The organism is Streptomyces sp. NPDC001750 (genome assembly GCF_042892615.1).
GTDB lineage: Bacteria > Actinomycetota > Actinomycetes > Streptomycetales > Streptomycetaceae > Streptomyces.
On sequence record NZ_JBIAUE010000009.1, the window covers coordinates 88,284 to 101,721 of the forward strand.

11 protein-coding genes and 1 riboswitch are annotated in these 13,438 nt (G+C 71.8%); all 11 genes read right to left on the reverse strand.

What is annotated here, in order from left to right; translation table 11 throughout:
- Positions 1 to 338: 338 nt before the first annotated feature.
- The 11 genes from ACFYY6_RS16515 to ACFYY6_RS16565 all read right to left on the reverse strand — a co-directional run bounded on the left by ACFYY6_RS16515 (position 339) and on the right by ACFYY6_RS16565 (position 13,243).
- Positions 339 to 1,289, reverse strand: coding sequence for a Ppx/GppA phosphatase family protein (locus ACFYY6_RS16515; RefSeq protein WP_351517198.1), 951 nt, complete (start codon positions 1,287 to 1,289; stop codon positions 339 to 341).
- Between the two features lie 285 nt (positions 1,290 to 1,574).
- Entirely contained in the window at positions 1,575 to 2,117 is a 543-nt protein-coding gene (locus tag ACFYY6_RS16520; protein WP_351524898.1) for a DUF501 domain-containing protein, read from the reverse strand.
- Between the two features lie 188 nt (positions 2,118 to 2,305).
- Positions 2,306 to 2,776, reverse strand: coding sequence for a septum formation initiator family protein (locus ACFYY6_RS16525; protein ID WP_351524899.1), 471 nt, complete (start codon positions 2,774 to 2,776; stop codon positions 2,306 to 2,308).
- A gap of 163 nt (positions 2,777 to 2,939) precedes the next feature.
- Entirely contained in the window at positions 2,940 to 4,220 is a 1,281-nt protein-coding gene (gene eno / locus ACFYY6_RS16530) for a phosphopyruvate hydratase (RefSeq protein WP_351524900.1), read from the reverse strand.
- 333 nt (positions 4,221 to 4,553) lie between these two features.
- Positions 4,554 to 5,294, reverse strand: coding sequence for a transglycosylase family protein (locus ACFYY6_RS16535; RefSeq protein ID WP_351524901.1), 741 nt, complete (start codon positions 5,292 to 5,294; stop codon positions 4,554 to 4,556).
- Between the two features lie 2 nt (positions 5,295 to 5,296).
- Positions 5,297 to 5,468, reverse strand: a riboswitch (cyclic di-AMP (ydaO/yuaA leader).
- Between the two features lie 303 nt (positions 5,469 to 5,771).
- Positions 5,772 to 6,806 (reverse strand): transglycosylase family protein, encoded by a 1,035-nt coding sequence (locus ACFYY6_RS16540; protein ID WP_386606898.1) that lies wholly within the window; start codon positions 6,804 to 6,806, stop codon positions 5,772 to 5,774.
- A gap of 117 nt (positions 6,807 to 6,923) precedes the next feature.
- A complete protein-coding gene (locus ACFYY6_RS16545; protein ID WP_389193924.1) occupies positions 6,924 to 8,282 on the reverse strand; it encodes a cytochrome P450 in 1,359 nt (452 codons plus the stop codon).
- Positions 8,283 to 8,392: 110 nt separating this feature from the next.
- Positions 8,393 to 9,385: a nucleoside triphosphate pyrophosphohydrolase gene (locus ACFYY6_RS16550; RefSeq protein ID WP_351524903.1), complete on the reverse strand. Its 993-nt coding sequence runs from the start codon at positions 9,383 to 9,385 to the stop codon at positions 8,393 to 8,395.
- Between the two features lie 224 nt (positions 9,386 to 9,609).
- Positions 9,610 to 10,272, reverse strand: a complete 663-nt coding sequence (locus ACFYY6_RS16555; protein ID WP_351524904.1) for a SurA N-terminal domain-containing protein — start codon at positions 10,270 to 10,272, stop codon at positions 9,610 to 9,612.
- 644 nt (positions 10,273 to 10,916) lie between these two features.
- Complete coding sequence (locus ACFYY6_RS16560; protein ID WP_351524905.1) at positions 10,917 to 12,497, reverse strand: serine/threonine-protein kinase; 1,581 nt, start codon at positions 12,495 to 12,497, stop codon at positions 10,917 to 10,919.
- Positions 12,494 to 13,243: a hypothetical protein gene (locus ACFYY6_RS16565; RefSeq protein ID WP_388650321.1), complete on the reverse strand. Its 750-nt coding sequence runs from the start codon at positions 13,241 to 13,243 to the stop codon at positions 12,494 to 12,496. The genes ACFYY6_RS16560 and ACFYY6_RS16565 overlap by 4 nt, the downstream gene beginning before the upstream one ends.
- Between the last annotated feature and the right edge of the window lie 195 nt (positions 13,244 to 13,438).

Sequence of the window (13,438 nt, forward strand, 5' to 3'; positions counted from 1 at the left end):
CGCCTGTGAGCTGGCTCTTGTGCCCGAAAAGGCGGCGGACCACCGCCCTGGTCCACGGCGCGGAAACACAACCGGAACAGTCCCGAACCGGCGCGGAACGACGCCCCGAACGGCTCCGGGCGCCCGTACGGACGAGAACCGCCCTTCACGAGGCCCAATTACTTGTGAAGAAGTTCACGAACTTTGTCGGGGGATGCCCCTCCGAGCCCTTCCCGAACAGCTCACGGCAGCTCAGAAACGGCAGCTCGGAAGTGCGAGCGGGAACGCGACCGGCGGGACGTCCACCGCAATCCCTGACGCCCGGCCCCGGCACCGTCGTCGCCGCTCGTCGGCGGCGGTCAGTTGTCTCCCGCCGCGTACCACGCGATCCCGTCGAGGATGTCGTGCTCGCTGACGACGACCTCGCGCACCCCGGCCCGCCGCATCACGGCGAGCAGGATCAGCGCCCCCGAGGTGATCACGTCGACCCGCCCCGGGTGCATGGCGCCGATCGCCGCGCGCTCGGCGTGCGTGGAGGCGGCGAGGCGCGCGGTGATCGCCTCGACCTGCTCCAGGGAGATCCGGGAGTGGTGGATCGCCTCGGAGTCGTACGTGTCGAGTCCGAGGGCGATCGCGGCGACCGTGGTGACCGTCCCGGCCAGGCCGACGAGGGTGGCGGCCCCGGTGAGCGGAACGGTCTCCTCGGCGAGGTCCAGGGCCGCTTCGACATCGGCGCCGATCGCGGCGATCTGACCGGGGGTCGGCGGATCGGTCACGGCGCCGTCGTGCACGAGGTGGCGCTCGGTCATGCGGACACAGCCCATGTCGACCGAGCACGCCGCCCGCACGTGGTCGTCTCCGACGACGAACTCGGTGGAGCCGCCGCCGATGTCCACGACGAGGTACGGCTTGGCGAGGTGGTCGCGGCCCACGAGCTCCTTGGTGGCGCCGGTGAAGGAGAACTCCGCCTCCTGGTCACCGCTGATCACCTCGGGCTCGACACCCAGGATGTCCAGCACACCGCGGACGAATTCGTCGCGGTTCTCCGCGTCCCGGGAGGCGGAGGTGGCGACGAAACGGATCCGCCGCGCCCCGTGCTTCTCGATCACCTCCGCGTACCGGCGGCAGGCGTCGAACGTCCGCTCCAGCGCCTCCGGGGCGAGCCGGCCGGTGCGGTCGACGCCCTGGCCGAGGCGGACGATCTCCATCCGGCGGTCGAGCTCGACGAACTCGCCGGTGGACGGGTCGGCGTCGGCGACGAGCAGACGGATGGAATTGGTACCGCAGTCGATCGCGGCCACGCGGGTCATGGGTGCTCCTGTGGTGAGTCGGGCCCCTCCGGGCCCCGCCGGGGGACGTGGTCCGGGGCACGGCCCTCGGGCCCGCCCCGGCGGCGGCCGAGGGGCGCGGGTCGGGGGCGGAGCCCCCGTGGGAACGGTCAGCCCTCGTCGTCAGAGCCTGTCGGGTGACCTTCGACCGGAGAGCGGACGCGGCGTGGTGCGTGCGATTCCAAGGCGCCGGAAGGTCCTTGTAGCGGAGCTACTAGGGCGTTTCGGCAACGCCGGAAGCGTGCGTGCCACGCCGCGTCCGCCCGATCAGAGGTCACCCGACAGGCTCTCAGGGGCGCAGGGCGTCACGCACGGCCCCTTGCGCCACCACTCCGGCAGCATCGCGATCGCCTCGTCACCCAGCGGGTTCACACCGGGGCCCGCCGCCAGCGAGTGCGCGACCAGCACGTGCAGGCACTTCACCCGGTCCGGCATGCCGCCCGCGCTGGGGAAGCCCTCCAGCACCTCGATGGCGTCGCGCCGGGCGATGTAGTCCTCGTGCGCTGCCCGGTAGGCGGCGGCCAGCTCGGGGTCGGTGCCGAGGCGCTCGGTCATCTCCTTCATGACCCCGTTCGCCTCCAGCGTGCCGATCGCGGACGCGGCGCGCGGGCACGTCAGGTAGTACGTCGTCGGGAACGGCGTGCCGTCCTCCAGCCGGGGCTGCGTCTCGACCACGTCCGGGTTGCCGCACGGGCAGCGGTGCGCGATCGTGCGCAGCCCGCGCGGCGGGCGGCCCAGCTGCTGCTGGAACGCGGCGATGTCCGCCTCGGTGGGCTCGGTGGGCTCGGTCTGCGGAGGGGGGGTTTCCATGCCTGCCTAGGTTCTGGGGTTCTGACGGTTCGGAGGGGGCCGGGCATCCGGGGCCGGGGGCCGGGGATTCGAGGAACCGGAAGTCCGGGGGTCTGAGCGTCCGGGGGCTGGGCGTCCGGGGGTCTGGGCGTCTGCGGGGCTGGAAGTCCGAGGGGCTGGCCTTCCCTGGGACGGGCGGATGGACGCGGTCAGCCGCGATCGGCGCTGTCGACCCCGTCCCAGAGGTTCGCGTGCCACGGCCGGCCGGACCCGTCCGTCTCACCGTCGCGTTCCTTGGCCGCGTCCGGGTCGATCACCGTGTAGCCCGTCTCCCCGGGAAGAAGATAGTGCAGATGCTTGCGGGCCAGCTGCCTGACGTACGCGTCGTCCTGGAGCCGCGCCTTCTCGTCGCGCAGCTCCTCGGTACGGGCCCGGGCCTCCCGCGCCAGCCGCTCCTGGTCGGCGATCTCGTCCCGCTGCGAAACGTACTGCCGTATCGGGTACGCGAGCGCGACCACGAGGGAACAGACGACGAGGGCCAGAAAGGCGGCCCGGCCGGTGAGCCGGGAGCGGCGGTCCTGGCGACGGGTCTGCGACCGGTAGACACGGGCCGCGGTCTGCTCGCCCAGCAGTCGCAGCCGGGTCGCGGTGGAGAACCGGTCCCGGTCCTTCGCGGCCATGTCTCCGCCTCCCCTTCACACACGTCCGTCCCCGCACACGGTACGGGACCGTGTGCGGGGACGGACGGAGGCCCGGGCCTTCGGGCCCCTGCGGGCCGGGATCGGCCGTGGGAGCCCGAAGGCCCGGTCCGCGGGGACCGGCCCCCACGACGTCCTCGGGGGCTCAGCCCTTGAAACGGGGGAACGCCGAGCGGCCGGCGTACACCGCGGCGTCGTCGAGGATCTCCTCGATGCGCAGCAGCTGGTTGTACTTGGCGACGCGGTCCGAGCGGGCCGGGGCGCCGGTCTTGATCTGACCGCAGTTCACCGCGACGGCGAGGTCGGCGATGGTGACGTCCTCGGTCTCGCCGGAACGGTGCGACATCATGCACTTGAAGCCGTTGCGCTGGGCGAGCTCGACGGCGTCCAGGGTCTCGGTCAGCGAACCGATCTGGTTGACCTTGACGAGCAGCGCGTTGGCGGTGCCCTCCTCGATGCCCCGGGCCAGGCGCTCCGGGTTGGTGACGAACAGGTCGTCACCGACGATCTGCACCTTGCTGCCGAGCTTGTCGGTGATGATCTTCCAGCCGGCCCAGTCGTCCTCGTACAGCGGGTCCTCGATGGAGACCAGCGGGTACGCGGAGACGAGCTCCTCGTAGTACTCGGTCATCTCGGCGGCCGAGCGGGACTTGCCCTCGAACTCGTACGTGCCGTCCTTGTAGAACTCGGACGCGGCGACGTCGAGCGCGAGCGCGATGTCCTTGCCCGGGACGTAGCCGGCTTCCTTGATGGCCTCGATGATGAGGTCGAGGGCGGCGCGGTTCGACTCCAGGTTCGGCGCGAAGCCGCCCTCGTCGCCGAGGCCGGTCGACAGGCCCTTGCCCTTCAGGACCTTCTTCAGCGTGTGGTAGATCTCGGCGCCCCAGCGCAGGGCCTCGGAGAAGGACTCGGCGCCGATCGGGGCGATCATGAACTCCTGGATGTCCACGTTGGAGTCGGCGTGCGACCCACCGTTGAGGATGTTCATCATCGGGACGGGCAGCAGGTGCGCGTTCGGACCGCCGAGGTAGCGGAACAGCGGCAGGTCCGACGCCTCGGAGGCGGCGTGCGCGACGGCCAGTGAGACACCCAGGATGGCGTTGGCTCCGAGCGAGCCCTTGTTCTCGGTGGCGTCCAGGTCGAACATCGCCTGGTCGATCAGCCGCTGCTCGGTCGCGTCGTAGCCGACGAGCTCCGGGCCGATCTGCTCGATGACGGCGAGCACGGCCTTCTCGACACCCTTGCCCTGGTAGCGGTTGGGGTCGCCGTCGCGAAGCTCAATGGCCTCGAAGGCACCGGTGGAGGCGCCGGACGGCACGGCAGCACGACCCGTGCTGCCGTCGTCGAGGCCGACCTCGACCTCGACCGTGGGGTTCCCCCGGGAGTCGAGGATTTCCCGGGCTACGACGACGTCGATGGACGGCACGAGGCATCTCCTTCTGGGATATGACACTGGTTCTGCAGGGTCACTTTGGCCTTGCGACAAGAGCCTAACCGGCCCCGCCCGTTCAGCCCGACGACCGCCCGCCCCCTGGGACGAAAAAGGACCCGGGAGTGCACGATCCCGGGCAAATGGCCAGAATATTACGGATCAGTAACTACAACAGTTGAACGAACTGCGCCGCACACGAGCGGCGCACGCCCGGGTGCGGGACGCGCGGTGCCGCGTCGGCGCGCGGCGCGCGCTCCGAGCAGACGCCCCGGCCCGGCGCGCGGGGGAGCGCGCCGGGCCGGGCATCCGGAGAGGAGAGGGACCGGACTACTTCGTCAGGTGCAGCTGCTGACCCGGGTAGATCAGGTCGGCGTTCTCGACGATGCCCTTGTTCAGCTCGAACAGCCGCTGCCAGCCGCCTTCGACGCCGTGGGCGGCGGCGATCTTGCTGAGGGAGTCACCGGAGACGACCTTGTACTCGCCGTCACCCTTCTTGACCTTCTTGCCGGTCGGGGTGGTGACGGTCTTCTTCGACTCGGTCCGCGGGGCGGCGGGACGGTCGGAGCGGGAGGCGGGGACCTCGGCGCGCTCGGTCTGCTTCGGCTGGGCCTGCTGCTCGGGGGCCGCCTGGGTGCTCTGCTTCTGAGCGGTGCCGGAGCTCTTCGAGGAGGTATCGACGCCCGGGTCGACACCGTCGTTGCGCAGGTTGCCGGCGGAGGCGCAGCCCCAGGCACCCGGACCCTGCATGTCGAGGAGCCGCTCGGCGGTGGCGATCTGCTGGGCCTTGGTGGCCAGGTCGGCGCGCGGCGCGTACTTCAGACCGCCGGCGGCGGCCCAGCTGGACTGCGAGAACTGCAGACCGCCGTAGTAGCCGTTGCCGGTGTTGATGGACCAGTTGCCACCGGACTCGCACTGGGCGACGGCGTCCCAGGTGGCGACGGAGGCGGCGGAAGCGCCGGTCGCGCCCATCAGCGGGACGGCGACGGCGGAGCCGGCGACTCCGGCGAGCGTGGCGACGCGGACGGCCTTGGACGGGCGGCGGTGCTTGCCCTTGCCGGAAAACAGCATGGAGGTCTCCTCACCGACGCCTACGAGGTGAGCTGTCGGGTTCGGGCCGAGTGAGTTGCCCGGTCGCACGTCCTAGCACGCGACTTCACCCCAAGCCGGTCCTGATGCGTCTCGCGACGATCGGGGCCGGCGCCTACCTGGGTCCCCCGCTCCTGCCTACGGCGCTTGAACGCGTCTGTTCCCTCCGACCGACGGCAGGATTCGGCGTGACGGTCGACGGGGCCCGCGGTGCGAGCGGTTACGACCGTAAACACATATAAGCCCCACATTCAAAGACGGACACATCGGGCAATCATCCCTTACTTGCATCTGAGGAACCGTCGTTTTCGCAGGTGGGGCGCGATATGGACGGGACCTCCAGGCCCAACACGCCAATTGACGCAAAGAGACCCATGTCTCACTCGCATGGGAGTGGACACGGGCCTCCGAAGGCGTCCCGGTTCTTGAGGCTCCGTCAGCCGGTCACCGGCTCCGGCCTCAACGGGCCTCCGCGTCGACCTCAAGGCTCTGGCCAGGAAGGATGAGGTCCGGATCGGAGCCCACGACCTCCTTGTTGGCCTCATAGAGCGCGGACCAGCCACCGGGGACGTTCTGCTCGTCGGCGATCGCCCAGAGATTGTCACCAGGACGGACGGTGTACGTGTCGTCGGCGACCGGGGAGGCCGCGTCGCGCCCGCCGCCGTCGCGCGAGGCGTGACGGCCCGACTCGCGGCCGGCATCCCCGTCGGCGCCCCACCCCTCCTCGGCGGCCGGCGCGCCGCGATGCTTGCCGCCCACACCGCCCGACGCCCCGGATCCTTCCGAGCCGGGCGACCCTGACGGAGCGACAGAAGCGTTCGAATCACCCATATCTACCGATTCGGGCGAACGGTGCGTATCGGCGGATGAAGTGGCGGACCCGGTGGGCGAGGGCGTGACCTCGGACCCGGGCCCGGTCCCGGTCCCGGCATCCGGCTTCCCGGCACGGCCCGAAGGCGTGACGTCCTCGCCGGACGGGGACTGCGACGACTTGTCAGCCGGCTTCGCGCCCTCCTCCGCCCCGGCGCCGCCCGTCTTCTTCGCGCCCTCCTCCGCCCCGGTGCCGCCCGCGGGCTTCCCGGAGGAGGTCTCCCCCGGATCGACCCCCGGCAGCCCCCCACCCGTCGCGAGGCCGGAGAGGGGCGCACAGCTCGGCCACGCCTGCGGACCCCGGTCGCCCAGGATCTCCTCGGCCACCGCGATCTGCTGGGCGCGGCTGGCGAGGTCGGCGCGCGGGGCGTACGCCTCACCGCCGTACGCCTTCCAGACCTCCGGGGTGAGCTGAAGGCCGCCGTAGGAGCCGTTGCCGAAATCGGCGCTCCAGGAGCCGCCGCTCTCGCACTCGGCGACCCGGTCCCAGGTCCCGGAGTCGGCCGCCTGCGCGGCGCCCGCGCCGAGCAGCGGGATGGCGATGGCGGATCCGGTCACGCCCGCCGCGACGACGATGGCGGGTGCCTGACGAGGGCGACGGTGTCTGCCGTTCGCGGAGCCCATGAGGTTGCCTTCCGTGTGACGGACGAGTTCGGTCGAGCGACCCGGTGGGGCCGAACGGTGAACCTAACCGGACTCGAACGCGTGTCACAAGTCGATGCAGCGCCGATCACGCGAACATCACAGATGTGACGTCCCGTCAGAAACCAGTCGGACGGGCCGGGGCCCGAACTCCACGGGAAGCGTGCGCAGTCCGCGCATGATGAGCCCGCCGCGCCACCGCAGATCGGCGGGTTCCACCGCGAGCCGCAGGTCGGGAAGGCGCCTGAGCAGGGTGGCGAGCGCGGTCTGTCCCTCCAGTCGGGCGAGCGGCGCGCCGAGGCAGTAGTGGATGCCGTGCCCGTATCCGAGGTGCTGATTGTCACGTCGGGCGAGGTCGAGCGTGTCGGGGTCCTCGAAGCGCGTCGGGTCGCGGTCGGCGGCGGCGAGCACGACCAGGACGGGGTCGCCGACCGCGATGTCCCGGCCGCCGAGCGTCAGCGGCTCGGTGGCGAACCGCCAGGTCGCCAGCTCCACCGGGCCGTCGTACCGCAGCAGTTCCTCGATCCCGGTCTCCAGCAGTCCGCTCTCCCCCGCGTCCAGGGAGCGTTGCAGCCGTTCGCGCTGGGCGGGATTGCGCAGCAGCGCGTACATCCCGTTCCCGATCAGGTTGACGGTCGTCTCGAAACCGGCGAAGAGCAGGATGAAGGCCATGGCCGCGGCCTCGTTCTCGGTGAGGTGCTCGCCGTGGTCGCCGGCCCGGATCAGCCCGGAGATCAGGTCGTCCCCGGGGTTCTCCCGCTTGCGGTGGATGAGCTCGGCGAGATAGCCGCGCATCTTCTTCACCGACCGGGCGACGCCGCCACGCGGGCCGCCGCCGTGCCGGATCATCATGCCCGCCCAGTCCCGGAAGTCGTCCTGGTCCTCGCGCGGGACGCCGAGCAGGTCGCAGATCGCGTAGATGGGGAGCGGGAAGGCGAAGTCGTGGATGAGGTCCGCCCGGCCCTCGGCGGCGAAGCGGTCGATGAGCCCGTCCGTCAGCTCCTGCACGCGCGGCGCGAACGCGGCGACCCGGCGTGGGGTGAACGCCTTGGAGACCAGACGGCGCAGCCGGGTGTGGTCGGGCGGGTCGATGTTCAGCAGATGCGTCATCAGCTCCGCCTTGCGCTCGCCGGGGATGCCGGTCTTCCCCTTGGCGTGCGCGGGCTCGGCGTGGTGTGCCGGGTTCTTGGAGAGCCGCGCGTCGGCGAGCGCCTGCCGGGCGTCCGCGTACCGGGTCACCAGCCACGCCTCGACGCCGCTGGGCAGCGAGGTGCGGTGCACGGGGCTGTGCTCGCGCAGCCAGGCGTAGGCGGGGTACGGGTCGGTGGCGAACTCCCACGTGAAGAGTTCGGGAGCGCCCGCGGGGCAGGTGGCCGGGGCCGCCGCGGCCTGGTCGACGGGGTTCTCCGCAGGGCGGTCGGCGAGGTCCTCCGCGACGTGGTCGGCGGGGCGGCCCACGGTCTGATCGGCGGGTCGGTCGGCGGGGCTGTGGTTCACCCTTTGACGTTATCCCCGTCCTTCGGGGGCGACCCCGGCGCCCCGGAGGCGCCCGCCGACGTCCAGCGGGGTCAGGCGTTGCCCTCGGCCGCCCGGATGGCGTCCCGGTAGGCACGGCCCGCGGCCCTCAGCGCCGCCTCGGGGTCCACGCCGTCCTTTTCGGCGCGCACGGCGAGATCGAGGAGTTCGTAGCCGATGCCCCGGCCCGTGGGCAGCGGCACGTCGAGGCCGGCGGTACGGACCCGGGAGGCCAGCTTCGCCACCAGCGCCAGCCCGGGCTGGCCGAGCGGCACCCCGTCGGTGACGGACTCGCGCCGCTTCTCGACGGCCTTGGTCCGCAGCCAGTGCGCGTGCACGTCCTCGGGGGTCTCGGCGGTCTCGTCACCGAAGACGTGCGGGTGGCGGTGGATGAGCTTCTCGACGATGGTCGCGGCCACGTCGTCGACGGAGAAGGGCTCCTCCCCCTCCCCGGGACCGCCCTCCTCGGCGATCCGTGCGTGGAAGACGACCTGGAGAAGTACGTCCCCCAGTTCCTCGCGCAGTTCGTCGCGGTCGCCGTCCTCGATCGCCTCGACGAGTTCGTACGCCTCCTCGATGGCGTACTTGGCGAGCCCCTTGTGGGTCTTCTGCGACGTCCACGGGCATTCGTTGCGGATCCGGTCCATGATCTGGACCAGGTCGAGGAGCCGCGCGCCGGGCAGATCGTAGGAGCCGGGCAGCAGCTCCAGGTCCGGCATGCTCACCCGCCCCGAACCGGCGAGCCGCGCGAGCCCGTCGGTCAGCGGCTGGTTCCCCTCGCCGCCGGTGAGGACGACGACGGTCCGGCCACCCGCGCAGGCGTCGACGAGCTCGTGCGCGGTGGGCACGGTGTGCTCGACGGTGACGTCCGCCTCGCGCAGATACGGCAGCTGCGGGTTGTCCGGCTCGGCGCAGAGCACCCGGTCGGCGGCGCGCAACGCCTGCCAGGCGGGCCAGGACAGGAGTCCGGGCGCCACGCGGTGGCTGGCGGTGAGCAGGACGATACGGCCGGGGGCTTCGGCGCGGCCGGGGGCTTCAGCGTTCACCGTTCGAATCTACCTCCGGTCGAATCCGCCACCGGTCGGGTCCGCCACCGGGTCGATTCCCTCTCCGGCCGGATCCCTCCTCGACCGGCCCCCTCCCTGGTGGGCCCCGGGCACCGTCGTGCACACCGTTCGCGTAACGAGCGCCGCTGTGCACACCGTTCGCGTAACGACGCGCCGTGCACGTCGCTTCCGCGCCGCCCGCGCCCTGCCGACGGGTCGCGCTCCTATGCGCCGGACTCCGGGAGCGCTCCGGCGGGCTTGGTGACCTGGCTGATCCAGGGAGCTTTGTAGTCGGCGAGCTGGGTCTGCTGATCGTTCCAGGTGCCGTAGCGCGGGTTCACGTCGACCTTCAGAGCCTTCGACGCCTTGCTGAGGGCGTCACCGACGATCTTCTGCCCCTCGGGCTGTCGCAGGTCGGCGCCGAGCGCCTCGGCCAGCTTCGACAGTTGGACCTGCTCCCGCAGGACGGCGTCGATCTGGTCCGGCGCGACCCAGCTCTGCTGGAGCATCGCCGCCCGCAGCCGCTCCTCTCCCCCGGACTGGGCGACCGCCGCCTTCCTCATCTCCTGGACCTCGCTGCGCTCGACGGTCACGCCCGCGTCCCGCGCGGCCCGGTCGAGGACCCGGTCGAAGATCAGACCGTGCAGCTTGGCCCGGCCGAGCTGGCCGGACTTGTCGATGAGCTGGTCGACGTCCCGGGACTGGCGCTGGGCCTCGCGCACCGCCGCCACCTGGCCCTGCACGGTGGACACCTCGATCCGGTCGCCGCCGACGAGGGCCGCGGCACCCGGATGGGCCTGGCTGCCGCATGCGGTCAGGAACGGGGCACCGACCAGCAGGGCGGCGGAGGCGGAGACGGTGAGCGCGGTGCGACGGCGGCGGTGCAAAGGAACCTCCCGGGGAGACTTTGTGCATCAGTGCACAAGACCTTGCGCTGATCGATGGTAGGCAGTGGATGTGATTGGGGCCACTGGTTCGACCAACGATTCGGGCGGAGTTGGAGATGTGGGGCCCGCGTGCGGCTCCTCCACGGGTTCCTCGACTCCACGGATCGCGCGGCTTGCCGGGCTCCATGTCCCCGGCGAAACAGCCCTGTTCGATGACACGCGGATGCCCATCAAGTGAATTGCCCTGTTCTGCACAGCGTTTCAGGCGTTTCAGGTGCGCGGCGCCCCGCGGGAGCGAGAGCGGGCCGAATCGGTCGCCCCGCCGTGGATGCCTGGGTCCAACCGGTCGCGGTCGCGACCGGGGCACCCCAGGCGTTCCGGTCGATCGCACGTGCAGCGGGACCGGCTTCCGGCCGATGACGCTGACGGACGTCACCCGGGAGGCGGTGAACGCGAGGGAGAAGAAGGATGAGGCCGACGGGGCAGGCGGGGTCGTCAGCCGCCCCGGCGGCAGCACACGATCTCACGCCACGTGGGCCACAGGGGCGGTCCGTGACATTCCGTTTGCGGAAGTTTGGCATGGTCATTACCCACAGGGCCTCGGTGGAGGCCCCGATGGAGCTCCTGCCGAAGGGGGCAGGTCCTCAGCCGCCCTGGACCTCCGCCTGACGGTCGAGCCGTCGGCGCAGTTCCACCGGCAGCGGGTGGTGCGGCCCGTAGGCCCGTTCCGCGTCGTACAGCAGCGCCTGGAGTTGTACGCGTGCGCCCGCGTGGTCGCCGAGCGCGAGCAGCAGATGCCCGATGCGGTTGCGGATCTCGAAGGCGCGGGCGGGATCGCCGCCGGTGGCCCGGTGGTTCTCGCAGTACGGGAGCACCGCGCGATACTCGGCGAGCGCGGCGGCCGGTTCACCGAGCTGCTCCAGGCACTGGGCCGCGTCCTGGCGGAACTGGAGCAGTTGGGCGTCGGCCGGTCCGGCCTGCGCCGCGCGCTCGTCGGCGAGGCGACGCAGCTCGGGCAGGGCGCGGCGGTACTGGCCGTCGTCCATCAGCGTCGCCGCGTACTGCTTGCGCAGGATGCGGACCACGGCGGAGTTCTCGCCGTGCTGTTCGGCCGCGACGGGGAGGAGTGACCCGAGGATGTCCACGGCCTGGGTGATACGGCCCTCGCCGAGCAGTCGCTTGACCTCGTCGACGGCGGTGGCGACATCGGGCCGGGCCGCCGCGCCCGTCGCCGTACCCGCCGGGGCGGCCGACGGAGGCGGGAACGGGGTCGCGGACACCGGCGACGGGGACGAGGCAGCACCCCGGTCGGGCCACGGGGCGTGCGGGCGCAGGAAGGGGCGGGTCGGGTCGAGCGGGCCGGTGGGCAGCCCGGCGCCCCGGGCGGGAAGCAGCGGGGCGAGGTGTTCGTACACCTCCTGGGCGTCGGCCGGGCGGTGCTGCGGGTCCTTGGCGAGCAGGCGCAACACCAGCGCTTCGAGCTGCCCGGGAATGTCCGGCCGCACCCGGCGGACCGGGAGCGGCGGTTCGTGGAGGTGGCGGTGGAGCACGCCCAGCGCGGTGGACCCGGCGAACGGCACGTCCCCGCTGAGGAGTTCGTGGAGGAGCACGCCCAGCGCATACAGATCGGTGTACGGGCCGACGGCACCGCCCATCGCCTGCTCGGGCGCCATGTAGGCAGGGGAGCCGATCGGCGAGCCGGTGTGGGTGAGACGGGTGGTGTCGGTGTCCAGCACCGAGGCGACGCCGAGGTCCAGGACGGTGACGGCGCCGTCCGGTCGCACGATCACGTTGCGGGGTTTCAGGTCGCGGTGGACGATCGGGACCGCGTGCACGGCGCACAGGACGGCGCACAACTGGGCGGCGACGGACACGGCCCACTGCCAGGGGTACGGGTCGTGCTCGGCAAGATGGTCGGCGAGGTCGGCGCCCTCGACGTACTGCATGACCAGGTACAGGTCCTCGCCGTCGCTGCCCGCGTCGTGGACCGTGACCAGTCCGGGGTGGTCGACCTGCGCGGTGATCCGGCACTCGCGGACGAAGCGGCGGCGCAGTTCGTCCGCCGCCTGGCTGTCGACGGGGCCGGTGACCCGGTCGGGGCGGAGCAGCTTCACCGCGACCCGGCGGTCCAGGCGCTGGTCGTAGGCCGTCCAGACCTGGCCCATGCCGCCCTGGCCGATGACGGTCGCGAGTTGGTACCGCCCGGCGACGACACGTCCGCTCACCGGCCGTCCTCCTTGCGGAGGTAGGCACTCAGCTCGTCCAGCTCGGCACGGACCTGATCGATGCGTTGTGGCTGCTGCTGCGGGGCTGACGGATCCGATGCCTGCGAGGGATGTGACGGACGCGGGGCGGGGCCGGGGGCAGGGGAAGGAGGAGGGGCGGAGGCGATATGCGGATGCGGCGCGACGGGCGGCTGCGATGCGGTGGGCGGCTGCGGCTGGTACCGCGGTGGGTGCACGGGGGTGGGGAAGGGAGCGGGAGCGGGCACGGGTGGCGCGGCGGCGCCGGAAGCAGGAGCGGCGGGCAGTACGGGAGCGACGGGCGGTACGCCCATCGGCGCCATGAGCGGGTATCCGTGCCCCGGCACCGTCGGGTCCCCGTACCCGATCACGGGCGCCGGCCGCCTGAGCCGCTCGTAGTGGCGGATGTCCTCGGCCAGGTAGTACCCGACCGCTGCCGCCAGCACCAGCAGCAGCAGCGGTATGAGGACGTAGTCGATGCCGGTGGGATCGTCGCTTCCGTCCCTGCCGAGGATCGGCAGGAGCACGCAGACGAACAGGAAGCCCGCTCCGGTCAGCCACCAGTCGGTCTTCCGGCGGCGCACGATCGCGAGCCGGAGCAGCGGGGTCCACAGCAGCAGGCCGAGCGAACACACCGCGAGCGCGACGAACAGCACACGCATCGAGACGATCCAGGCCCTGCTGGGGACCCGACGCGGCGGCGCCGGGGGATGACCCGGGGCGTACATGGCTGCTCCTGGAGACCTGGTCGTGGAACGTCCGCGCACACTCCTGCGTGTACGCGGATCCGAGCGTAAAGGGCGACACCGAAAATCGGCCCCGGGTTGTATGGAACCGTTGTGGTTCCGATCACTTCCGCACGGCCGGTCACTCGGCGCGGCTTTTCACCCCGGCACGCCCGCCCGCTCCCCACGACCGTCCAC